Genomic DNA, 21,411 nt, shown 5'->3' with positions numbered 1-21,411 from the left:
TGACGTTTCTGCAGGCATCTTAGGAGCGAGTGTAACTTTTGATGGGAAGTTCAGGGATGAGTTCCTGAATCGTCAGCTCAAAACGAATCTGCGGCTGAAAGGGCCGAAAAGTCACGAAGAAACGCTCGAACACGCGAAGGAGATCACCGCCACCTTCAAAAGCGAGAAAACCCCTATTCGTGCCTGTTTTACGAATGAGAGTACCCTCTATGCACAGGCGGCCTGACCCGAGCTGTCTATAGCACCATTTGTAAACTAAAGTGTTGCCTTGTTAATAACTTACTATCTGGAGCGCTCATAATGTCGGTGGCATGGATCCTCTACATACTCTTCGGTTGCGCGCTCGCGGCGCTTGGGTTTTACCTTTTGCGCGATCTTCCTCCAAAGCATCCGCATTAATCGGCTTTTAGTCAGCAAGCCCTTCAGGCAGAAATCCTGAGGGGCTTTTTCTTGGCGTAGCCGTGCATCGTCGAGTGGTGAGGCTGGATGCATATTGCCGGGAGGGACGCGGTTTTAAGAAAGATCGGAGAGCTGAAAGCGGATCTGCAGGGTCCAGCCTATCCGGAGCAAAAGAACGCCCGCAGATAAGGATTCTCAGGAATCCCCCGGCTGCGGGCGTTGGCTTTTCAATCAGGACCGTGAAGAAGGTCAGAGATTGAAGTCGCGTGCGAGACGGGACCTCAGGACGTTTCTCAAGGCTTCGATCTTCGTGCCGTAGTCCGGATCGAGATTTCCGGGCGTGCGGTCGTTGACGAAGCGTCCGAGATTCTTCATGTCCTTGCCGACGGCGGCATCGTCGTCAACCACGCGCATCGCGAACATCCAGGTTTCCCATTCCTGAGGATTCTTGTTGAGGGAGTCCCCGCTCTGGCCCTGGCCCATGCCGAGCCAGCCTGCGTTCATGATGGTGTAGAAGGTCTTGCCCGGAAGCAGTCCCACGCGGCCCTTGGGGCCGTCGTCGTAGGAAAAGCCCTTTGAGAAGACGCGAAGCTTGTAGCCCTTCGTGAACATCGGATCGCTGTCCTGCCAGTTGGGCTGGACGAAGATGATGTGGTCGGCCTTCTTGACGAACGCCTGCTCGACGAGAACGTCCTTCGGGGTGGGCCCGAAGCCGTCCTTCGCGTGATAGAACTCCTCGCGCGACGTGATGAGCGGGTTGAATTTCTGCGCGATCAGATCGCGAAGCTCAACCTCAAAGCCCCTTTCTTCAAAGAACTTCATCGCGGTGACGCAGAGGTCGTAGGTCACGGATTCGTGGCGCGGGTCGTCAAGAATGAATAGCGCACGTTTTTTGCCTTGTGCCTCCGTAAAGCCGCTGGGCTTGTAGTCCGTCTGCCGGTATTTCTGCGGCACGACGGAAGCAGAGGTCACTGCGTCCACGTTGGCGGGAAGCGCATCGCCGCCCTTGGCGGCCATGGTCTTCTGACCTTCAAGAACCACAGCGGGCTCCTGGGCGGGCTTGACGGAAGCGGAAGAAACCGCGTCGGCTCCAAATGACGCAGTGGAAGCAAGCATCGCCGCGGCAATAAGGGCAATGCGAGAGAGTTTGCAATGCATCTGTTTCTCCAGATGTGTGTTCAGCAGACGCGGTTGGCGCTGCCCTTTTGTCCGGAATTCATCGCCCGGTGGGTGCTAGGTAATCAGCCGGCTGCAGGAAATCCATTTTATAGAGAGGCAGGTATTGCGAAAGTAAGGACATTCCTGATGGCGCGGCTCGCGATATTCTGCTTTGAGTTCTGCCCGAAGCGCTTCAACGCGCGTAGGATTAGCTTTTCCACAGAAACGAATTCAGGAAGGACCCGATTCATGGCCGAAGATGATGACGACGAGGTGAAGCTCCCCGGACTCCCGCCCAATACGAAGAACTACATGACGCCTGCCTGCTACAGGCGCCTCCTTGATGAACGCGAGCACCTCGTCAACGTTGAGCGCCCTGAGGTGGTGAACGTCGTCTCCTGGGCGGCAAGCAACGGCGACCGTTCGGAAAACGGCGACTATCTCTACGGCAAGAAGCGTCTTCGCGAGATCGACCGCCGGATTCGTTTCCTCAATAAGCGCATCGAATCCGCAGAGGTGGTAGACCCGGCAGCGCACCCCGAAACTGATCAGGTTTTCTTCGGCGCCACGGTGCTCTATGCCAACCAGAGAGGCGAGGAGCGCAAGATCCGCATCGTCGGGATCGATGAGGCCGATGCCGAGCACGGCGACGTGAGCTGGATCAGCCCCATTGCCCGCGTGCTCCTGAAGCACCATGAAGGCGACGAAGTGAAGCTTCCGACGCCGGCAACGAGCACGCACCCGGCTGGGGTCGACACGCTCGAGATCCTGGAAGTTACCTACACGAACGATCAGCCGATTCCATGATTTTGCTGAAAAAAGGCCTCACGGGATTTCTTCTCAAACTCCCGTGAGCCAATACTAAAAGTCCTTGTTCAGGATTTGGGCGATTCCGCCTGCAGAGGGCCGCAGACCTCCTGCTGTATTGGGGAGACTATGTCTGCCCGCTGTTAGAGGAGCTTCCGGATTCTCCTCGAAGCAGCGAATCACCAGGATTCTTGGCGAAGTCCGGGCAATGCCTGACGAAAGCTTGCAGGTGAAAGCCCAAAGCGTTGTTTGAAATGCCGGGAGAAGGTTTCAAGTCGGGAAAAGCCGACCTCCATGGCGACGTCTGTTACGGAAAGGCGGCTCTGCTCAAGGAGCTCTCTCGCTCTCGTTAAGCGCATTTCCCGCAGCGCTTCCATGCAGGTTTGGTCTGTGTCGGCAAAAAGCTGATGCAGGAAGCGAACAGAGATTTGGTGCCTGGAAGCGATTTCCACTGGAGATAAGTTGGGATTTCCCATTGCAGCCCGCATGTCGTCGAGAATCACGCTGAGAAGCGCATCCTTCGAAAGCGCTTCCGGAGCAAAACCGCCTGCGGCTTCCAGCAAAGCGCCGTCAAGAAGCCCAATGACGGCTGATTCGACGCCGCTCAGCGCCGAAGGTACGACTGCATCGGGAAGCTGAGCCGCTTCCGCGAGAAAACGCGTTAAAAGCCGTGAATGCATGCCCGGCGGCAAAACGCGGCCTCGTATCTTGTCAACGTGCCTGGCGCTTCTCGGGAGCGAGGCGAGTGGGATCCGCAGCACAAACTCATCAAAGTCGTCTGTAAACCGCCAGTTGGCGCCGCTTGCGCTCTCTGTGATGGCGAAATCGAGCGGCTTCAGCCGCCCGAATGAACGGCCTTCCTCAAAATAGCCTTCTCCCCGAAGAATCAGGTTGAGCGCCAAAACAGCCTCGCCGGTGCAGCGGGTCGGATGCTTCGCTGAATGCGATTCGCCGGAGAAGCGCCCGACCGTCATGGCGGGCAGTTTGCGCACCTGTGCTTTGCCGTTGAACATGGCAGCTTTGCCGTGCGAAGCCTCAAAGTTGATCGGGAGATCGAAAAAGCTTCGGACTTGCTGCGAGTAGCGGTCAAACGAAAGGGCTTTCGACATAATTTCAAGGATTTTCAAAGTATTGACGATTGTCCAACGCGTGCTGAACCTTGTCAAGATGCGCTTTCCCGGAAAGCTTGCCGCACGCATCGTCAAGTCGCCTGCACTCCCCGTCAAGCCTCTGAAACCCGGCTCTCTAGAGTTGATCGCAACAGCGGGGCGGCTCGGAATTCACCTGTGAAGCTGCCCCTTCATTCAAAGGAGAGTTGGTCATGGCTGAACTTAATCGCCGCAATTTCATCAAGGCTGCGGGCGGGGCTGTCGCCGTCATTGCCGCTGCAGGCGCCGCGCGCGCTTCTGCTGTTGTCCCGGACAAGTGGGATGTCGAGACGGACATCCTGGTGGTGGGCGCCGGCGTCGCCGGCTTGTTCGCAGCAGTTTCCGCAAAGGAAAACGGTGCTGAGCGAGTCCTTCTCATCGACAAGAATGCGACGCCCTTCCTCAATGCATCATCGTTCTCTGCCGGCATGGTTGTCGGGTCGGGAACGAAGGCCCAGGCCGCAGCCGGCATTAAGGATGAGAACGGCAAGGCGGAATTCGTTGAAGAGTATCTCAAGGGCGGCCGCGGCACCGGCCGGCGCGAACTCGTTGAAGTTCTTGCTCGCGAAGCGCCTGCAGCGCTTGACTGGATGACGGATCGCGGCGTCAAGCTGATACCGGTGGTTTCGACGGCCTTCCGCGTCAACCGCCAGTATTACGTGGATACCAACTCCGGGTCCCGCTACGTCAAGATTCTCTACGAAGAAGGCAGGAAGCTCGGCGTCGAATACCGCATGAACACGAAGGCGCTGGAGCTGGTCACGACGCCTGACGGAAGTCAGGTTCTCGGTCTGAAGGCAGAAACGAAAGGCAAGCCGCTTGCGATTCGCGCCGACCGAATCATCATGTGCACGGGCGGGTTTGCCGCGAATACCGCCATGCTTGACGACAATCTGCTTTCCTTCAGGGGAATCCTCTCGACTGCGGCTGTCTGCAGCGTCGGCGAGGGTTTGAAGATGGTCCGCAGGATCGGCGGGGATACGACGCATCTTGATCAGGCAACGCTCGTTGCGTATGGGTTGCCCACAGATGAAAAGAAGCGCCGCGCCCTGATCTGGCACGGCCACAAGATGGGGCAGTACGGGACGATCACGCTCGGCGAAGACGGCAGAAGATTCATCAGGGATGAAGCCGAGTACACCGATGTGGCGCTTGCCATGGCGCAGCTGGGCTTCAAAAAGGTCTTCCAGATCGCGACGGACGCGCAGCTGAAGGATTTCATGGCGCACGACGACATCCAGGTGATAGGCTGGGGTCGCGAGCGTTTTGAGGAAGAGCTCCGGGATCGCAAGCTGTTCGTGAAGAAGGCCGATACGATCGAAGACCTTGCCGTACAGATGGGACTTCCCGCGGACGCCGTTGCCGCTACGGTGAGGGCATATAACAGCTATGTTGACGCAGGCAGGGATAAGGAATTCGATAGAAAGTACATCAAGGGCGACTTCAGAACCGGCCCATACTGGGGCTTCATCTGCCGTCCGCTTGTGTCGCTCACGATGGGCGGCGTGCGAATCGACCCGCGACTGCATGTGCTTGACGTGTACGGCAATCCCATCAAGGGACTCTATGCGGCCGGAGAAATCGTCGGCGGCATTCACGGCTCCTGCTACATCGGCGGCGGTTCGGTAGGCAGCAGCCTCACGTTCGGCAAGTTTGCCGGAAAAGTGGCTGCCACTGAAGCGTAAGCGTTAAAAGTCCCGGTGCATGTTCCTTAGAACAGCTCCGGGACTTGACAGAAAAAACGCCTCCCGGTGGATTTAGGCCGGTAGGCGTTTTTTGATTCGTTGCGTCTATAGTCCGTGCCTCAGACGGAAATCTTCTTGCGGGTGGGCGTTCCTTCCTCAAAGACGCGCTTCACCTTGAGCACGACGTCGGTCTGGCGGATCGTGCGGGTGACGTGGATGAGGTGGTTGCGGTCGCGCACGAGCACCGTCACGTGCACGATGTGCTCGTCGCCGCGCTCCTCGAGCGTTACCGCCGTGATGCTCGAATTCGCTTCCGCGACAGCGGCCGCAACGGCCGCAAGGCCGGCGTGCGAGTCCTTGACGCGCACTTCAAGCGGCACCGCGAAGTGGGATCCGGGCTTGGGCGTTCCCCATTCGAGATGCATCCAGCGGTTGGGATCGGCCTGCTTGCCGCGGACGGCGTGCGGGCAGTCCTCGCGGTGAACCGTGAGTCCGAGGCCGGGGCGGTTGTAGCCCGTGATGTCGTCGCCGGGAATCGGGTGGCAGCAGACGGCAAGGTGCTGCGCGACGCCTTCGTTGCCGTTCACGATGACGGCGGGGAGTTCGGCATTTGCGCTCTCGAGGTTCTCTTCGCGCATCAGCATGCGAAGGCGATGGAGCACCGCTGCCGGAAGGGCCTTTCCGAGCCCGATCATGGCGTAGAGCGACGCGAGGCTCTCGGCCCCGAATTCCTTCACGAGCTTCTGCTCGATCGAGGTCGGAATCGCCATGAGGTCGATCTTCTGCTCTTCGGCCACGGCTTCAAGGGCAAGTCTCCCCAGACGCGTCGATTCATCGAACTGGCAGCTCCTCAGGTACTGGCGGATCTCGGCGCGCGCGCGCCCCGAATGGACGCTTTCGAGCCACTGCGGGTTGGGGTGCGCGTCGGGCGACGTGATGATCTGAACGAGGTCGCCGTTTCTGAGCGCGTCCGTAAGGGGCTTCGGCTCGCCATTGATGCGCACCGCTTCGGTGTGGTTCCCGACGTCGGTATGAATTTCGTAGGCGAAGTCGATTGCGGTGGATCCTTTCGGGAGCGAAATGATCTTTCCCTTCGGCGTAAAGACGTAAATCTGGTTGGGGAAGAGGTCGACCTTGATGTTTTCAAGGAATTCCGTGCTGTCGGTACTCGTCTGCTGAATTTCGAGGAGGTTCTGCAGCCACGCGGCCGTGCGCGACTGGAGGTCCGACGTGTCGTCGCTCGAGGCGTAGAGCCAGTGAACGAGAATGCCGTCCTCGTCGATCCTGTGCATTTCCTCGGTGCGGAGCTGAAATTCAACGGGCGTTCCGTCCGGGCCGATCACGGTGGTGTGGATCGACTGGTAGCCGTTCGACTTCGGAATGGCAATAAAGTCCTTGAAGCGGGTATTGACGGGCTTCCAGCGCTGATGAAGGGCGCCGAGCGCCAGGTAGCAGTCCCCGCGCGTTCTCACGACGACGCGGAAGCCGTAGATGTCGAGCGCGTCGGAGAAGGACTGGTGCTTCTCGCGCATCTTGTTGTAGATGCCGTAGATCGTCTTGTCGCGCCCGAGTATTCGGCAGGGAATGCCCGCCTTGGCGAGCGCGGTTTTGGCGTCGTTCAAAACCTTCTCAAGGAATTCGCGGCGGTTTTTGCGGGTCTTGAGGACGTTTTCGTAAAGAACCTTGTAGCGAAGCGGATAGCGGTTCGCGAACGAGAGTTCCTGAAGCTCGCGGAAAACGTTGTTGAGGCCGAGCCGGTGCGCGATCGGAACATAGATTTCAAGGGTCTCTCGGCCGATGCGGGCGCGCTTCTCCGGCCGCATGACGCCGAGCGTGCGCATGTTGTGGAGGCGGTCGGCGAGCTTCACGAGAATGACGCGGACGTCGCGCGACATGGCGAGGAGCATCTTCCGGAAGCTTTCGGCCTGGGCGACCGCGTTCGAAGAGAACTTCAGCTTATCGAGCTTGGAGACGCCGTCGACCAGGTCCGCGACTTCAATCCCGAACTTCTCGGCCATCTCGCGCTTGCTCGTTCCCGTGTCTTCGAGCACGTCGTGCATGAGGCCCGCCTCAATCGTCTCGGCATCCATGCGCCAGGAGGCGAGGATCGAGGCGACCGCGATCGGATGCGTGATGTAGGGTTCGCCCGATTTGCGGAACTGACCGAGGTGGGCATTGTCGGCGTAGCGGTAGGCTTCGCGGATTTTCTCGACCTCTGCCTGCGGGAGGTAGAGGCGGCACGTATCGACGAGCGCCTGGGCGGTCACGACGCCGACAGGCGCCTGGGGCGTGAAGAGCGGAAGGTCGGCATCGGGGAGCTTCGCCGGAATGACGGGCGCGGGCAGGGGCGAACGGACGGCGTGCTTGGCGAACCCGAAGGGCGAAATCGGCTTCCTCGGAGCTGTCGGTAGGGGTACGGCACCTTCTTCGCGGGTGGCGTACATGTCTTCCGGGAAGGTGGGCGCGTTGTCGAGGGCCATGGCGAACTTCCTCTTCTTCTTGATGCGTGCTCTGCCGAATCGGGGACGATTGCAGCATTGGAAGCGCCGCTTTTCCGGCCGGGGGTTCCGGGGCGGCTCTTTCGGGCCATTCGACGCCTGTGAGAGAAAGGTCAGGCGGCAGGGAACTTCCGGGCGGAGATTGATGGGTTGAACGGAATTGAAAACAAGAACGGCCGGCGCCGTCACTCCCTGTGCAATCGCAGGAGAAGGATGGCGGTCCGGCCGTCGCGGTCAGGCGTCCTTTCGGAGCCCTGAATTACTGCACATGCTTGAGCATGTCCGTGCCGACCAGTCCGTCGGCAACCTCGCGCAGAGCGATGACAGCGGGCTTGTCCTTCGCATCGATCTTCGGGGCGTAGCCCTGGGAGATCTGGCGAGCACGGTAGGCCGCAACCAGAACCATCTGGAAGCGGTTGGGAATCTTCTTCAGGCAATCTTCAACGGTAATGCGTGCCATTTAAGTTCCAGTAGGATGAATGATCGGAAAAAGGGGCAAAAAGGCCCTGACAGCAGCGAAGCCCAGGGGATCAGACCGGAACGCCGAGGTTCGCGAACTGATCATGATGGCGGATTGCCTGCTGAGCATAGGTCAGTCGGCTCGCCGTCACAATGGCCTCAAGCTGGCTGAGGGCCGTATCGAAATCTTCATTGATTATAACGTACTCGAATTCCGGGGCATGCGCGATCTCGGCGCCCGCGCCCATCAGGCGGCGGGTGATCGTCTGGTCGGAGTCCGTACCGCGATGGTGGAGTCGCCATTCAAGCGCCTCAATGGAGGGCGGAAGGATGAAGATTCCGACCGTGCCCGCGAACTTCGAGCGGACCTGGCGCGCGCCCTGCCAGTCGATCTCGAGGAGCACGTCGTTCCCCTGCGCCATCTGGCCTTCGATCCAGGTGCGGTTCGTGCCGTAGTAGTTGCCGTGCACGAGCGCGGTTTCAAGGAATTCGCCGCGGTTCTTCATCTCGAGGAACATCGTTTCCGTGATGAAGTGGTATTCGCGGCCGTTCACTTCGCCCGGGCGCGGATCGCGCGTGGTCGAGGAGATCGAGAGCTTGATGGTGGGCTGGCGCTTGAGGAGCGCATTCACCAGCGAGGACTTCCCGGCGCCGGAGGGCGCCGTGACGAGAAAGAGCCGTCCGGGATGACGGGGAGCGGAATTCTGCTGCGGGAGTGCGTCGTTCATGGTCGAAATGTCCTTCGAAGGCGTTTATTCGAGATTCTGAATCTGTTCGCGCATCTGGTCGATCGTGATCTTGAGGGCGAGCGAAGCCTGCGTCATTTCAATTGCCGCGGCCTTGGAGCCGAGAGTGTTGGCCTCGCGGTTCATCTCCTGGGCCATGAAGTCGAGCTTTCTGCCGACGGCGCCCTCTGAAGCGAGAAGGCGCTTCACCTCGGCAAGGTGCGTGTCGAGACGGTTCATCTCTTCGTCGACGTCCATCTTGATCGCGTACATCGTCACTTCCTGGCGGATGCGGTCGGTGACCTCTTCCTTCGTGAGGGTGCTCTTTTCCTTCAGGGCGTCGGCGAGCGCATCCGTGAGGCGCTCGGTAAGGCGCCCCTCAAGCTGCGAGATGATCTGCGGCATGGCGCCCCGCACGTCCTTCACCACTGCCGACATCTTGTCGCAGTAGCCCGAGAGGACCTGCGCGAGGGCCGCGCCCTCGCGTTCGCGCGCCGCGATGAATTCGTCGAGCGTGCGGTCGACGATCGCGAGCACTTCCCGGAGGAGCTTGTCGCGGTCGGGGGTTTCGGCGGCGGCAATCCCGGGGAGTTCGAGGATTTCAGCGACGGAAAGCTCCTGAGCCTGCGGGTCGAGTTTGAGAATGGTTTCCTGAAGCGCAAGAACGCGCCTCAACGCCTCTTCGTTCACGGAAGCCGGAAGCGCGGATGCGTCCGCCGTGAGGTTGAGCCTTAGCTCCACCTTCCCGCGCGTGAGGCGCTTCTGGAGACGCTCGCGAACGGCGGGTTCGGTAAAGCGCAGCGCATCGTCAAGGCGCAGCGTCAGATCGAGAAAGCGGGAATTGACCGAACGGCATTCCGCAGTGACGGTGCCCGCGAGGGTCTTGCCGTCAAGGGCGGCGTATCCCGTCATGCTTGCGACTGAAGGCATCAGAAAAATCCTTTGTATCCGTTATGTATGAGCGAAGCCTGGGGTGTCAAGAGAAGAGGCCGGTTCGGGTCTTTAGGAAGAACCTTCTGCGGCCGGAACCCGGCCCAAGCTTCGGGATAAATTTGAAGATTGCGGCATTTTAGAGCCTTCAGGGCCCGCGGGAAGCGCATTCATCGAGGAAAGCACGGAGAGAGAAGTGCTAGTAGCATCCTTTCCCTGAGAGAATTCCTTTTTTCTGTTGGAGCATCTTCAATATGTCTCAGTCTGCTGCCTCTCTTTCCTCGCGTCCTGACGGGCGCGCCCCCGACGAGCTTCGTCCGGTTTCGATTACCCGGGGCTTTACAAAATATGCCGAGGGGAGCGTTCTCATGGAAGCCGGCGGCACGCGCGTCCTCTGCACGGCGAGCGTGACCCCGGGCGTGCCGCCCTTTCTGCGGGGCAAGGGCGAAGGCTGGGTGACGGCGGAATACGGAATGCTCCCGCGCGCCACCGGAACGCGGACGGACCGCGAGGCCGCAAAGGGCAAGCAGACGGGCCGCACGCAGGAGATTCAGCGCCTCATCGGCCGGAGCCTTCGCGCCGTGGTCGACCGCAGAAAGCTCGGCGAATTCACGATTCAGATCGACTGCGACGTGCTCCAGGCCGACGGCGGCACCCGCTGCGCCTCGATCACGGGCGCCTGGGTGGCGCTTCGCGACGCGGTCAACAGGATGCTTCGCGAGAAGCTGATCGAGGAAGACCCGATCATCGCGCAGGTCTCCGCCGTTTCCGTCGGCATGTGGGAGGGCGAACCCGTTCTCGACTTCAACTACATCGAGGACAGCAATTCCGACACCGACATGAATGTGGTGATGACGAGCCTCGGAGGCTTCGTTGAAATCCAGGGCACGGCCGAAGGCGCGCCCTTTACGGACGACGACCTCATGAAGCTTCTCGCGCTCGCGAAGAAGGGAAATGCCCGTCTCGCGGAACTCCAGCGCGAGGCGCTTGTCAAGCCCCTCTGACGATTCCCGAAGTCCCATTTTCCGGAGTTTTCCCTTATGACCCAGAATACTGAAACCGCCGCCCCCGTTCTCGTTCTTGCCTCCGGCAATGCCGGGAAAATCCGCGAATTCCAGGCGATGTTCGCGCCGCTCGGCGTCCGCGTTGCCGGGCAGAAGGAGTATGGCGTCCGCTCCTGCGACGAGCCCTACGGCACGTTTATTGAAAACTGCCTTGCCAAGGCACGCCATGCCGCAAAGGAAACGGGGCTCCCTGCCATGGCCGATGATTCGGGCCTCTGCGTCGATGCGCTCGGGGGCGCCCCCGGCGTCTTCTCCGCGCGCTTTGCGGGCGAGGACGGGGACGATGCGGCCAACAACCGCCTTCTCATTGAAAAGATGGCGGGAAAGTCCGACCGCAGAGCTCACTACACCTGCGTGCTCGCGGCCGTCCGTTCCGCCGATGACCCGGAGCCCCTCATCGCCGAAGGCTTCTGGCAGGGCGAGATCGCGGAGGCGCCCGCAGGCACGGGCGGCTTCGGCTACGACCCGTACTTTTATCTGCCTCAGGAAAAGCGCACTGCCGCGGAACTCTCTCAGGAAGAAAAGAACGCGCAGAGCCACCGGGGCGAGGCCTTGAGACGCATGGCAAAGCTCCTTGAGGAGCGCTGGGGCTGGAAGCCTCAAAAAGCCTGAAGCGCCTGACTTTTCGCAGCTCTCAACCGATTCCGACATGACCGATTCCTCTCCGGCTGCGCTTAATCCCGCCGCCATTCCGCTCTCGATCTACCTCCACTGGCCCTGGTGCGTGAGAAAGTGCCCCTACTGCGACTTCAATTCGCACGGCGCGCCGAAGGAACCCGGCGCGCTTGAGGCGATCGAAGGCGCCTACGTCGACGCGCTCCTGAAGGATCTTGAGTCGTGGCTCCCCGATGCCGGGGAGCGGGAGATTCAGTCGGTCTTCATCGGGGGCGGGACGCCGAGCCTCATGTCGGGGAGCGCCATGAAGCGGCTCCTTGACGGCGTGCGCGCGCGCTTTTCGCTCGCAAGCGATGCCGAGATCACGATGGAGGCGAATCCGGGGACCCTAGAAGCGGGAAAATTCGAAGCGTTCCGCGCTGCGGGCGTCAACCGCCTTTCCATCGGGATCCAGAGCTTTTCGGACGACCGCTTGAAGCGCCTCGGGCGCATTCACAGCGTGAGGGAGGCGCGCGAGGCGATCCGGTGTGCCCGGGAGGTGTTCGAGAACTTCAATCTCGACCTCATGTATGCGCTTCCCGGCGAGACGATGGAGGGCCTCCGGGAAGAGCTCGACGAGGCGGCTGAGTCGGGCGCCGCGCATCTCTCCTGCTACCAGCTCACGATCGAGCCCGGGACCGCGTTTGCGAAGCACCTTCCCGAGGAGCTCCCCGACGCCGACCAAACGGCGGAAATGGGCGACCTCGTCGAAAATTTTCTGGCCGGAAAAGGGTTCGGGCGCTACGAGGTTTCGGGCTACGCGAAGCCGGGCCGCCGCTGCCGGCACAATCTGAACTACTGGACCTTCGGCGACTACCTCGCCGCGGGCGCTGGAGCGCACGGGAAGGTCACCGCCCGGGAAGGCATCCGCCGCGAGATGCGCTTCATGAATCCGCGCCGGTATCTTGAGGCGCTCGAAGCGGGAAGGAGCGCCGCAGAAGATGTTCACCGGGTCTCTCCCGAAGACCTCCCCTTCGAATTCATGCTTAATGCCCTGAGACTTATCGAAGGCGTTCCCGAATGCACCTTTTCGGAGCGCACGGGGATCCCGCTCGGGGCGATTCTTCCCGCGCTTCGGGATCTCCGCGCCCGGGGCCTCATTGCAGACGATCCCGGCCGCATCCGGACGACGCGCCTCGGGCTCAACTTCCTTTCCGACGTGCAGGAAGCCTTTCTTTAATGCACGTATTTGGTGCGTCGTGCGGTCTGCTGGAGCATAATTCCGGGTGCGTCCGGCGTGATGAATGCGCCTGCCCGGGCTGTTCCCGGCATCCTGAGGGCGGGATTTTCTGAATTCAGGGTTTTTGCTAGGAAATTCCACTTTGGCACGCCTTTTGCTTCATAGACAAACCGAGGAGATTCGGAGAGCCGAAGCGCTGGCGAATGCGCGGGGCTGATCCGCCGGTCTCTTTCCCGATTTCTTTTTTGACGCGGTCCGCAACTTCAACCGGCCGCACGATACTTTTAGGAGAAGAGGTATGACGTCCGCTGCTGATGTGCTGCAGATGATTAAGGACAACGACTGCAAGTTCGTGGACCTTCGCGTCACCGATCTGCTCGGCAAGGAAATGCACCTGACGATTCCGGCCGATAAGATCGACGAGGACACGTTTGAACTCGGCCAGCCTTTTGACGGCTCGTCCTTCGTCGGCTGGCGCGGCATTGAATCTTCCGACATGCTCCTGCAGCCGGACCCCAACACCGCCCGCATGGACCCCTTCCGCGAAGCCAACACGCTCGTGCTCAACTGCGACGTGCTTGAGCCGACGACCGGCAAGGGCTACGACCGCGACCCGCGCTCGCTCGCCCGCCGCGCCGAAGCCTATCTGAAGTCGACCGGCATCGGCGACACGGCCTACTTTGGTCCGGAACCTGAATTCTTCGTCTTTGATTCGATCCAGTGGGATCACCGTCCCGGCTCCTCCTTCTTCAAGATCGGTTCCGAAGAAGCGCCCTGGTCGAGCGGCCTCGACATGGAAGGCGGCAACCTCGGCCACAGAAACCGCATGAAGGGCGGCTACTTCCCGGTCTCCCCGGTTGATTCGATGGCCGACCTGCGCGCTGAAATGTGCACGCTCCTCGAGCAGCAGGGCGTTCCGGTTGAAATTCACCACCACGAAGTGGGCGGCGCCGGCCAGTGCGAAATCGGCACGCGCTTCTCGACCCTCGTGGAACGCGCCGACTGGACGCAGATCCTCAAGTACACGGTGTGGAACGTCGCCGCCGCCTACGGCAAGACCGCGACCTTCATGCCGAAGCCCGTTGAGGGCGACAATGGTTCGGGCATGCACGTTCACCAGTCGATCTGGAAGGACGGCCAGAATCTCTTCTCGGGGAACGGCTACGCCGGCCTCTCCGAAATGGCGCTCTACTACATCGGCGGCGTCATCAAGCACGCCCGCGCTCTCAACGCCATCACGAACCCCGGCATCAACTCCTACAAGCGCCTTGTTCCGGGCTTTGAAGCTCCGGTGAAGCTCGCCTATTCCGCCAGGAACCGCTCGGCCTCGATCCGCATTCCGTTCGTCAACAGCCCGAAGGCCCGCCGCATCGAAGTGCGCTTCCCCGATCCGCTCTGCAACTCCTACCTCGGCTTCTCCGCGCTCCTGATGGCCGGCCTTGACGGCATCCAGAACAAGATCCATCCGGGCGAAGCGGCCGACAAGAACCTCTACGATCTGCCGCCCGAGGAAAACGCCAAGATCCCGACCGTCGCGCCGAATCTTGAGGCTGCCTTGAACGCCCTCGACGCGGACCGCGAGTTCCTTACCCGCGGCGGCGTCTTCTCGGACGATCTGATCGACGCCTACATCGCCGAAAAGAGGAAGGATGTGCTCAAGGCCGAGATGGCCGTTACGGCGCTCGACTTCGATCTCTACTACTCGCACTGATCGGACTCGAGCCTTCTCAGGCATCCGAATGGGCTTTCAGACGGCGGGGCTTTCCCCGCCGCAGTCTGAGGACCTCTCCCGGGGGACGGTGCATCGAGCCATCGTTCCCCGTTTTGCTTTTTCCGGAGTGCCCGTCCGCACGCAGGCGGACACTGCGGAAAATTCATTTTTCTTTTTTTTCTTTCGGCAGGCATGAAGACCAGGATTCCGCATGAGCTTCAGAAAGGGCCTCTCAATCCGGCCCCGCTCTTTGACGCGCTTTCAACGGCAGTCCTGGCGCTCGATCGTGCCGGACGGATCACCACCGTGAATTCGGCCGCTGAAACCCTTCTCGGACGCACGAGACGGGGCCTCAGAAGCGAGCCCGCCGCGGAATTCATCGAGGAGGCCGGGTCCTGGTTTCCGCTCGCGGAGAGCGCGGGGACGCCTTCCTATTCGTCCATGACGGAGCTTCGCCGGGGACTTGCGGAACCGCTTCGCGTGAGAGCTGTTCTTTCCGCCATTGCCGCGGACGACGTCCGCGCGGCGGGACTCCCCGCCGATACCGCATGCATTCTCGAAGTCTCGGAACTCGAGGACGCGCTTCAGGCGGAAAGAAGCGCCATGGAAGCGAGCGTGCGGGCGGCGAACAGCGAACTCCTCAGAAATCTCGGGCACGAAATCAAGAATCCCCTGGGCGGCATCCGCGGTGCGGCGCAGCTCCTCGAGGCCGAGCTCGTGCGCGACGAGGACCGGGAATGCACGAGCGTGATTCTCGAAGAGGCCGCAAGGCTTCAGTCCCTCGTCGACCGGCTCCTCGCGCCCTACCGCCGGCCGCGCACGTTTGAGCCCGTCAATATTCACGAGGTGCTCGAACACGTGAGAAGCCTGATCGGTCTCGAATTCACGAGCGGCCTCAGGATCGAGCGCGACTACGACATCTCCGCTCCCGCCGTCGTCGGCGACCGCGGCCGCTTCATTCAGATATTCCTCAACCTCGCGAGAAACGCCGCGGAGGCGATGACCTCCGAGCGCGCCCGGGGGAAGGCCGAGATCGTCTTCGTCACGCGCATTGCGAGGGACGTGATGCTGGGCGGGAAGCGCGTGCGGCTCGCGCTTCGGGTCGACGTGGTCGACAACGGCCCCGGGATTCCCGACGAAATCCGCGAACGCATCTTCTTTCCGCTCGTTACCGGGCGGGCCGAGGGCTCCGGGCTCGGGCTTTCCATCGTGCGCGCCTTTGTTGAGGAAGCGGGCGGATCCATTGACGTTGAAAGCCGTCCGGGGAGGACGGACTTTACGGTGATGCTCCCCCTCGGACTTCAGAAGGAATCCGGCAAGGGCGGCCGGTCTGCAGGCGGAGCAGCGCCCAGATAATTTCAGGAACGCACACCATTGACGCCCGGTTCTGCCAGGAAGCTTTCATCAGAGAAGCGCGGACGGGGCGAAAGGACCAAGGAATCTCTCATGCTTGAAGACACTCCAATCGAGCTTTCCGCAGCGGCCGGAAGCGAACCTGTGTGGGTGATCGACGACGACCGCGCCATCCGCTGGGTGCTCAACCGCGCGCTCTCGCGCGAAGGCATCGGCTGCCGGACATTCGAGCGCGGACAGGACGCGCTCGCGGCCCTCGAAGCCATTGAAGCCTCCAAATCCGAGCGCCCCCTCGTGCTCGTTTCCGACATCCGCATGCCGGGCCTTTCGGGGGTCGACCTTCTCGCGCGCGTGAAGGAAATTGCGCCCGATCTTCCCGTCATCATCATGACGGCCTTTTCGGATCTCGACAGCGCGGTCTCGTCCTTTCAGGGCGGCGCCTTCGAATATCTGACGAAGCCCTTCGACGTCGCGAAGGCGGTTGAGCTCATCAGCCGCGCGATGGAGGATGCCAGGCACCGGGCGGAGGCCCTCCCGGCAGCGGAGGAAAAGATTGAAGAGCCGCAGCCCGCGGTTCCCGATCTCATCGGCCAGGCCCCTGCCATGCAGGAGGTCTTCCGCGCCATCGGGCGGCTTTCGCAGAGCAACGTCACGGTGCTTCTCACGGGCGAATCCGGCGCCGGCAAGGAAGTTGTCGCCCGCGCGATCTGGAAGCACAGCAAGCGAAGCCGCGCACCCTACATCGCCATCAACATGGCGGCGATTCCGAGGGAGCTTCTTGAGAGCGAGCTCTTCGGGCACGAAAAAGGGGCCTTCACGGGAGCTACCGCCACGCACCTCGGGCGCTTCGAGCAGGCGAAGGGCGGGACGCTCTTCCTCGACGAAATCGGCGACATGCCGATGGAGCTTCAGACGAGGCTTCTGCGCGTCCTCTCAAACGGCTACTTCTACCGCGTTGGCGGCCGCCAGCCCATCAAGGCCGATGTCCGCGTCATCGCCGCCACCAATCAGAATCTGGAAGAGCGCGTGAAGGCGGGACAGTTCCGCGAGGATCTCTACCACCGCCTCAACGTGATCCGCCTGCGGCTCCCGCCCCTGAGGGACCGCGTCGAAGATATTGCGCCCTTGTCGGCGCATTTCCTGAGAACCGGCGCGCGCGAACTCGGCGTTGAGGAAAAGGTGCTCACCCCGGAAGCCCTTGAGGTCGTGAAGCGCTTTCCCTTCCCAGGGAACGTACGGCAGCTCGAAAACCTCTGCCGGTGGCTTCTCGTCATGGCGCCCTCGAAGGAAATCCGCGTCGAGGATCTGCCGCTTGAGATCCGAAGCGCGTCCGAGGCCCCTGAAGCGCGCTTTGCGGGGATTGAGCCGCATGCGCCCGCTGAATCCGCGGCGGAAGGCCGAAAAACCTGGACGGGGCTCCTCGCTGAAGACGCGAGAAAGCGCCTTCAGGAAGGCGAATCCGGCGTCTGGCAGACCCTTTCCGCCGAATTCGAGCGCGCGCTTATCCGAAGCGCCATGGAAGTCACCCGGGGCCGGCGCATTGAAGCCGCGGAGCGTTTGGGCGTCGGGAGAAACACGCTTACGCGGAAGATTCAGGAGCTCGGACTCGCCGATGAACTCGCCGCGCGTCTGCCGCCCCTCAGGCGCACGGGAGAGGACCTCCCCGGAGGAAAGGAGAAGTGAAGCTCAATGCCCCGGGAACGGCGGATGCGCCGGAAAACCTCGCTCGCGGGGTTCTCATCGTGATGCCTCCCGGGTTCGGGCCGGAACTCGATGACGCGGAGCTTCCTCCCGAAGGGGAGGCGCGCCGCGCCTTCCTCGACAAAATCATGCGCCCGAGAGGCGTCATTACGGCGCCCCGCATCGACCGCGGCTATGCGGTTGCGGAAGCCCTCCGCTGGCTCTCCGCCGCGGGGTTTCCGGTTGAATCGCAGGCGAGGCGCTTTTCCATCTTCACCTGGCCCGAAATCTGGGACGGCCGCGCGCGCGACGGGCATGTCGTGAGGGATGCCGTTTCCGAAGCGGAAAGGCTTCGCGACGAGTTCGAGAAGCGCACTCCGCTGATTGCAGTCTTCCTCTCGAGCCAGCTTCTTGATGCGGCAAACGACCCGATAGTGAGGGAGCTCCTTGGGGCTTCCGCCGGGCGGCCGCTCGAGCCCGCCTTCCGGCTCTCGGGCGAACGGCTCCGCATCCTCGGGCAGCGCTGGGAAAAAACGCTCATGATCGGACTCCCGGTTCCGCGCAGAAGCATGCGGCCGGGGTTCCCCGAAGAGGCCGCACGGGCCGTGCGCACGCTCTTCGTGCGCGAGGAATTTCTCTAGAGGAATTCGACTAAAATCCCGGGCTCTTCAGGATTTTTTCGCCCGCGAGCGGGGAAGCGCCTTTATTTCATGCCCGATCAGACTCCAACGCCCGATTCGCTTAACACTTTCCATTCGCTCGCAGAGCTGCACGAGCGCCTCTCGGCGCTCGGGGCAGGGCCTGCGCACGAGCGCCGGGTGTACCGCGCCTGGATGGGAAGAATCAAATGGGAGGAAGCTGCGGAAAGCCGCAGGCTCAGGCTCCCAAAAGCGGTCGCGGAAGCCCTTCCCGGGATCCGCGGGGCTTTGAGGAATGCCGCCGTCATCCGCTCGCGCCACCCGGGCGCGGACCCGGAGAGCGAAAGGCTTCTTCTCACGCTCTCCGACGGCCAGACGATTGAATCGGTGCTTCTTCCCCGGCAGGGCGTCTGCGTCTCAACGCAGATGGGGTGCGCGGTCGGCTGCGTCTTCTGCATGACGGGAAGATGCGGTCTTATCCGGCAGCTCTCCGACATTGAAATCGTCGCCCAGGCCGCCATCGCCCGGGAACTTCGGCCCGAGACGAAGAAGGTGGTCTTCATGGGCATGGGAGAACCCTCGCACAACCTCAAAAACGTCCTGCATGCGGTGGAGTTTCTCGCGCAGATGGGCGACTTCGGACAAAAGGACCTGGTGATCTCGTCGGTTGGCGACGAGAGACTCTTTGATGCGCTCTTCGCTTCAACGGTCCGGCCTGCGCTCGCGGTGTCGCTCCATACGACGAACGATGAAAAGCGCCGTGAGCTCCTTCCGAGGGGGGCGCGCATGGCCGTCCCCCGCATCATCGGGCGGGCGGAGGAGTGGGCGCGGACGACGGGTTATCCCGTTCAGTATGAATGGACCCTGATGCATGGCGTCAACGACTCCTTCGAGGAAATCGACCGGCTCGCCGACCTTCTCCAGGGGAAATACGCCATGGTGAACTTCATCCCCGTGAACGCCGTGGAGGATTCGCCCTGGGTGCGGCCCGAGCGCGCGCATGCCGTCGAGCTCGTGAGGCGCCTCAGGAGCAGGGGCGTCATTGCAACATTGCGCGATTCCGCGGCGCAGGATGTGGACGGCGGCTGCGGGCAGCTCCGCGCCAGGGTGCTTAAAAGCGAGAGGGGAGAAAATCAAAATGACTGAGAAGGAAGAAAAGACGACGCTCGAGCGCACGGAGCTTGCCGTTCAAACGCCGATTCCTGAAAGACGCAGACGGCGCTTCTGGCTCCTCTGGTGGATCTGGGCAGTCTTCGGCGCCGCCGTTTCCTTCCGGGGGACGCTCTCGGGCTCCTGGATCGCCATTGCGGCGATCCTCACCGCGCCCTTCTGGGTCATGTTCGTTCTCTGGCCCTTCTTCGCGCTGAGGGACCGCCTGCGGGCAAAGCGTCTCTGGGCGGCGGAGGTGCTCGTGCTCCTCGCGCCTGAAACCCGGGGAAGCGACGAGGAAAAGACGGCGCTTCCGGTCATCATCGGCCGCGAGGGCGGCGTTCTCGTGCCGCTCGAAGCCTGGGAGTGCGCCTTCCCCACGATCCGTCCGGAAATGATCCCGGCGGAGGTCGCAGGCGCCGGCACCCATGCGGGCGTCAATCTCCCGGTTCTGCGGGAGGAGGATCTTTTAGCCTCCGGGCTCTGGTCGGAGGGGAAAAAGACGCCGGCAGGCGCATCGGCGTCCGATCTTGAATCCTCGGGCCTCTGGGTCGAGCGTCTGAGGCTTGCGAAGCGAAGCTAGAAAAACGAGAAAAAAAGAACCCCGCCGGAAGAAAAGCTCCACTGGCGGGGTTTCTTTTTGCCTTCAGGGAAAGCCGGAGATTAATCCTCGACGAACGCCTTTTCGCGGCCGGAGCGCACGGAGGGAAGAATCACGAGGAGAAGAAGAACGGCCGAGACGGCAAGGAGCGACCCGGAGATCGGTCCCGTCACGAAGGTCGTCAGGTCGCCGCGGGAAAGAAGGAGCGCGCGGCGCATGTTTTCCTCAAGCATCGGCCCGAGGATGAAGCCGAGAATGAGCGGCGCGCACTCGCAGCCGAGCTTGTTGACGATCCAGCCGAAGATGCCGAAGCCGATCGTGATCCAGATGTCGAAGGGGTTGTTGTTGATCGAATAAACGCCGATCGCGCAGAAAACGAGAATCGCCGGGTAGAGGAGCCGGTAGGGCACGCGCAGGAGCTTCACCCAGAGGCCGATCAACGGAATATTGAGGATCACAAGGAAGACGTTCCCGATCCACATGGAGACGATGAGGCCCCAGAAGAGCGAGGGATTCGTTGTCATGACCTGCGGGCCCGGGGCAATGTCGTGCAACATCAGGGCGCCGATCATGAGCGCCATCACGGCGTTCGAGGGAATGCCGAGCGTGAGCATCGGAATGAAGCTCGTCTGCGCGCCCGCATTGTTGGCCGATTCCGGACCCGCCACGCCGCGGATGTTGCCTTCGCCGAAGGGCGGCCTGGCGTTTTTGCCGGCAAGCTTCTTTTCAAGCGTATAGGACGCAAAGGAGGAGAGAAGCGCGCCGCCGCCCGGGAGAATGCCGAGGAGGGAGCCTAGGATCGTGCCGCGCGAAATGGCGCCCGCACTATCCTTCAGGTCCTTTGCGCTCGGAAGGACTTTCCCGACGGCAGCGGGCACCGCCTCGCGGCTCCCGGCGGCATCAAGATTGCGGATGATCTCCGCAAAGCCGTAGACGCCCATCGAGAGCGCGACGAAGTCGAGCCCGTCCATCAGTTCGTCAATGCCGAAGACGTAGCGGAGCGCCCCGGAATTCACGTCCATGCCGACGCAGCCGAGGAGAATGCCGATGAAGATCATGCCGATCGCCTTCAGAAGCGACCCGGAGGCGAGCACCACCGCGCCCACGAGGCCGAGCACCATGAGGCTGAAGTATTCGCGCGGACCGAATTCAAAGGCGACGAGCGTAAGGGGTTCCGCAAAGGCGGCGATCAGAACGGTCGCGAAGCACCCGGCAATGAAGCTGCCGAATGCAGCCACGCCGAGAGCCGCCCCGGCGCGCCCGACCTTGGCGAGCTTGTGGCCGTCGAGACAGGTGACGACGGCGGAGGCTTCGCCCGGAATGTTGACGAGAATGGCCGTGGTCGAACCGCCGTACTGCGCGCCGTAATAGATGCCCGCGAGCATGATGAGCGCGGACGAGGGGTCGAGCGCGTAGGTGATCGGAAGGAGCATCGCCACCGTGGCGACGGGTCCCATGCCGGGGAGGACGCCCACGAGGGTGCCGAGCGACACGCCCACGAAGCAGTAAAGAAGGTTCGTGAGCGTAACGGCGCTCTGAAAGCCGATGAGAAGATTATTGAGGAGATCCATC

General features: G+C 61.7%; 19 protein-coding genes. 12 read left to right on the top strand and 7 right to left on the bottom strand.

Going from position 1 to position 21,411, the window contains the following annotated elements; translation table 11 throughout:
* Nucleotides 1-226 (top strand): hypothetical protein (locus Q0106_RS06050; protein ID WP_297610281.1); only part of this gene is annotated, 226 nt, incomplete at its 5' end.
* Between the two features lie 422 nt (nucleotides 227-648).
* On the opposite strand, the gene Q0106_RS06045 is transcribed toward Q0106_RS06050, so the two are convergent.
* Nucleotides 649-1,557 (bottom strand): NAD(P)H-dependent oxidoreductase, encoded by a 909-nt coding sequence (locus Q0106_RS06045; RefSeq protein ID WP_297610279.1) that lies wholly within the window; start codon nucleotides 1,555-1,557, stop codon nucleotides 649-651.
* Nucleotides 1,558-1,806: 249 nt separating this feature from the next.
* Between Q0106_RS06045 and greB the strand changes: the two genes are divergently transcribed.
* Nucleotides 1,807-2,364, top strand: coding sequence for a transcription elongation factor GreB (gene greB / locus Q0106_RS06040; protein WP_152159227.1), 558 nt, complete (start codon nucleotides 1,807-1,809; stop codon nucleotides 2,362-2,364).
* 179 nt (nucleotides 2,365-2,543) lie between these two features.
* Here greB and Q0106_RS06035 read toward each other — a convergent pair whose 3' ends face one another.
* The gene (locus Q0106_RS06035) at nucleotides 2,544-3,563 is read right to left on the bottom strand and encodes an AraC family transcriptional regulator (RefSeq protein WP_297610284.1); all 1,020 of its coding nucleotides are present in this window, start codon (nucleotides 3,561-3,563) and stop codon (nucleotides 2,544-2,546) included.
* A gap of 122 nt (nucleotides 3,564-3,685) precedes the next feature.
* Between Q0106_RS06035 and Q0106_RS06030 the strand changes: the two genes are divergently transcribed.
* Nucleotides 3,686-5,197 carry an FAD-dependent oxidoreductase gene (locus Q0106_RS06030; RefSeq protein WP_297610274.1) on the top strand — a complete coding sequence of 504 codons (1,512 nt, stop codon included), beginning with the start codon at nucleotides 3,686-3,688 and terminating at the stop codon, nucleotides 5,195-5,197.
* A gap of 119 nt (nucleotides 5,198-5,316) precedes the next feature.
* Here Q0106_RS06030 and Q0106_RS06025 read toward each other — a convergent pair whose 3' ends face one another.
* The 4 genes from Q0106_RS06025 to Q0106_RS06010 form a co-directional block, all read right to left on the bottom strand.
* A complete protein-coding gene (locus Q0106_RS06025; protein ID WP_297610270.1) occupies nucleotides 5,317-7,677 on the bottom strand; it encodes a bifunctional (p)ppGpp synthetase/guanosine-3',5'-bis(diphosphate) 3'-pyrophosphohydrolase in 2,361 nt (786 codons plus the stop codon).
* Nucleotides 7,678-7,954: 277 nt separating this feature from the next.
* Nucleotides 7,955-8,155: a DNA-directed RNA polymerase subunit omega gene (gene rpoZ / locus Q0106_RS06020; RefSeq protein ID WP_139688618.1), complete on the bottom strand. Its 201-nt coding sequence runs from the start codon at nucleotides 8,153-8,155 to the stop codon at nucleotides 7,955-7,957.
* A gap of 70 nt (nucleotides 8,156-8,225) precedes the next feature.
* On the bottom strand, nucleotides 8,226-8,882 hold the full coding sequence (gene gmk / locus Q0106_RS06015; RefSeq protein WP_297610267.1) for a guanylate kinase: 657 nt from the start codon (nucleotides 8,880-8,882) through the stop codon (nucleotides 8,226-8,228).
* A gap of 24 nt (nucleotides 8,883-8,906) precedes the next feature.
* Nucleotides 8,907-9,809, bottom strand: coding sequence for a YicC/YloC family endoribonuclease (locus Q0106_RS06010; protein ID WP_297610264.1), 903 nt, complete (start codon nucleotides 9,807-9,809; stop codon nucleotides 8,907-8,909).
* Between the two features lie 254 nt (nucleotides 9,810-10,063).
* Between Q0106_RS06010 and rph the strand changes: the two genes are divergently transcribed.
* The 9 genes from rph to Q0106_RS05965 all read left to right on the top strand — a co-directional run bounded on the left by rph (nucleotide 10,064) and on the right by Q0106_RS05965 (nucleotide 19,821).
* A complete protein-coding gene (gene rph / locus Q0106_RS06005) occupies nucleotides 10,064-10,813 on the top strand; it encodes a ribonuclease PH (RefSeq protein ID WP_297610261.1) in 750 nt (249 codons plus the stop codon).
* 36 nt (nucleotides 10,814-10,849) lie between these two features.
* A complete protein-coding gene (gene rdgB, locus Q0106_RS06000) occupies nucleotides 10,850-11,485 on the top strand; it encodes an RdgB/HAM1 family non-canonical purine NTP pyrophosphatase (RefSeq protein WP_297610258.1) in 636 nt (211 codons plus the stop codon).
* A gap of 37 nt (nucleotides 11,486-11,522) precedes the next feature.
* Nucleotides 11,523-12,707 carry a radical SAM family heme chaperone HemW gene (gene hemW / locus Q0106_RS05995; protein ID WP_297610255.1) on the top strand — a complete coding sequence of 395 codons (1,185 nt, stop codon included), beginning with the start codon at nucleotides 11,523-11,525 and terminating at the stop codon, nucleotides 12,705-12,707.
* A gap of 298 nt (nucleotides 12,708-13,005) precedes the next feature.
* On the top strand, nucleotides 13,006-14,418 hold the full coding sequence (gene glnA, locus Q0106_RS05990; RefSeq protein WP_297610251.1) for a type I glutamate--ammonia ligase: 1,413 nt from the start codon (nucleotides 13,006-13,008) through the stop codon (nucleotides 14,416-14,418).
* Nucleotides 14,419-14,610: 192 nt separating this feature from the next.
* Complete coding sequence (gene glnL, locus Q0106_RS05985; protein WP_297610248.1) at nucleotides 14,611-15,774, top strand: nitrogen regulation protein NR(II); 1,164 nt, start codon at nucleotides 14,611-14,613, stop codon at nucleotides 15,772-15,774.
* A 90-nt stretch (nucleotides 15,775-15,864) separates the two neighbouring features.
* Nucleotides 15,865-17,454 (top strand): nitrogen regulation protein NR(I), encoded by a 1,590-nt coding sequence (gene ntrC, locus Q0106_RS05980; RefSeq protein WP_297610245.1) that lies wholly within the window; start codon nucleotides 15,865-15,867, stop codon nucleotides 17,452-17,454.
* Entirely contained in the window at nucleotides 17,451-18,092 is a 642-nt protein-coding gene (locus Q0106_RS05975) for a hypothetical protein (RefSeq protein ID WP_297610240.1), read from the top strand. Before ntrC ends, Q0106_RS05975 begins: the two co-directional genes overlap by 4 nt.
* 69 nt (nucleotides 18,093-18,161) lie before the next feature.
* The gene (locus tag Q0106_RS05970) at nucleotides 18,162-19,235 is read left to right on the top strand and encodes an RNA methyltransferase (RefSeq protein WP_297610238.1); all 1,074 of its coding nucleotides are present in this window, start codon (nucleotides 18,162-18,164) and stop codon (nucleotides 19,233-19,235) included.
* Complete coding sequence (locus tag Q0106_RS05965; RefSeq protein WP_297610235.1) at nucleotides 19,228-19,821, top strand: hypothetical protein; 594 nt, start codon at nucleotides 19,228-19,230, stop codon at nucleotides 19,819-19,821. Before Q0106_RS05970 ends, Q0106_RS05965 begins: the two co-directional genes overlap by 8 nt.
* An 80-nt stretch (nucleotides 19,822-19,901) precedes the next feature.
* On the opposite strand, the gene Q0106_RS05960 is transcribed toward Q0106_RS05965, so the two are convergent.
* Nucleotides 19,902-21,410 (bottom strand): tripartite tricarboxylate transporter permease, encoded by a 1,509-nt coding sequence (locus Q0106_RS05960; RefSeq protein ID WP_297610232.1) that lies wholly within the window; start codon nucleotides 21,408-21,410, stop codon nucleotides 19,902-19,904.
* Nucleotide 21,411 lies beyond the last annotated feature (1 nt).

Source organism: uncultured Sutterella sp. (assembly GCF_937923675.1).
Classification (GTDB): domain Bacteria; phylum Pseudomonadota; class Gammaproteobacteria; order Burkholderiales; family Burkholderiaceae_F; genus Sutterella.
The sequence above is the reverse complement of the archived record's forward strand: the minus strand, read 5'-3'. Positions and strand labels throughout refer to the sequence as shown.

What these genes read in the sequence shown, in the direction of transcription:
- Q0106_RS06035 (WP_297610284.1), bottom strand. Translation starts at nt 3,563, where the DNA reads ATGCGTGCGGCAAGCTTTCCGGGAAAGCGCATCTTGACAAGGTTCAGC.
- Q0106_RS06030 (WP_297610274.1), top strand. Translation starts at nt 3,686, where the DNA reads ATGGCTGAACTTAATCGCCGCAATTTCATCAAGGCTGCGGGCGGGGCT.
- Q0106_RS05965 (WP_297610235.1), top strand. Translation starts at nt 19,228, where the DNA reads ATGACTGAGAAGGAAGAAAAGACGACGCTCGAGCGCACGGAGCTTGCC.
- hemW (WP_297610255.1), top strand. Translation starts at nt 11,523, where the DNA reads ATGACCGATTCCTCTCCGGCTGCGCTTAATCCCGCCGCCATTCCGCTC.
- ntrC (WP_297610245.1), top strand. Translation starts at nt 15,865, where the DNA reads ATGCTTGAAGACACTCCAATCGAGCTTTCCGCAGCGGCCGGAAGCGAA.
- rpoZ (WP_139688618.1), bottom strand. Translation starts at nt 8,155, where the DNA reads ATGGCACGCATTACCGTTGAAGATTGCCTGAAGAAGATTCCCAACCGC.
- gmk (WP_297610267.1), bottom strand. Translation starts at nt 8,882, where the DNA reads ATGAACGACGCACTCCCGCAGCAGAATTCCGCTCCCCGTCATCCCGGA.
- glnL (WP_297610248.1), top strand. Translation starts at nt 14,611, where the DNA reads ATGAAGACCAGGATTCCGCATGAGCTTCAGAAAGGGCCTCTCAATCCG.
- Q0106_RS06025 (WP_297610270.1), bottom strand. Translation starts at nt 7,677, where the DNA reads ATGGCCCTCGACAACGCGCCCACCTTCCCGGAAGACATGTACGCCACC.
- Q0106_RS06010 (WP_297610264.1), bottom strand. Translation starts at nt 9,809, where the DNA reads ATGCCTTCAGTCGCAAGCATGACGGGATACGCCGCCCTTGACGGCAAG.
- glnA (WP_297610251.1), top strand. Translation starts at nt 13,006, where the DNA reads ATGACGTCCGCTGCTGATGTGCTGCAGATGATTAAGGACAACGACTGC.
- rdgB (WP_297610258.1), top strand. Translation starts at nt 10,850, where the DNA reads ATGACCCAGAATACTGAAACCGCCGCCCCCGTTCTCGTTCTTGCCTCC.
- greB (WP_152159227.1), top strand. Translation starts at nt 1,807, where the DNA reads ATGGCCGAAGATGATGACGACGAGGTGAAGCTCCCCGGACTCCCGCCC.
- Q0106_RS05960 (WP_297610232.1), bottom strand. Translation starts at nt 21,410, where the DNA reads ATGGATCTCCTCAATAATCTTCTCATCGGCTTTCAGAGCGCCGTTACG.
- rph (WP_297610261.1), top strand. Translation starts at nt 10,064, where the DNA reads ATGTCTCAGTCTGCTGCCTCTCTTTCCTCGCGTCCTGACGGGCGCGCC.
- Q0106_RS06045 (WP_297610279.1), bottom strand. Translation starts at nt 1,557, where the DNA reads ATGCATTGCAAACTCTCTCGCATTGCCCTTATTGCCGCGGCGATGCTT.
- Q0106_RS05970 (WP_297610238.1), top strand. Translation starts at nt 18,162, where the DNA reads ATGCCCGATCAGACTCCAACGCCCGATTCGCTTAACACTTTCCATTCG.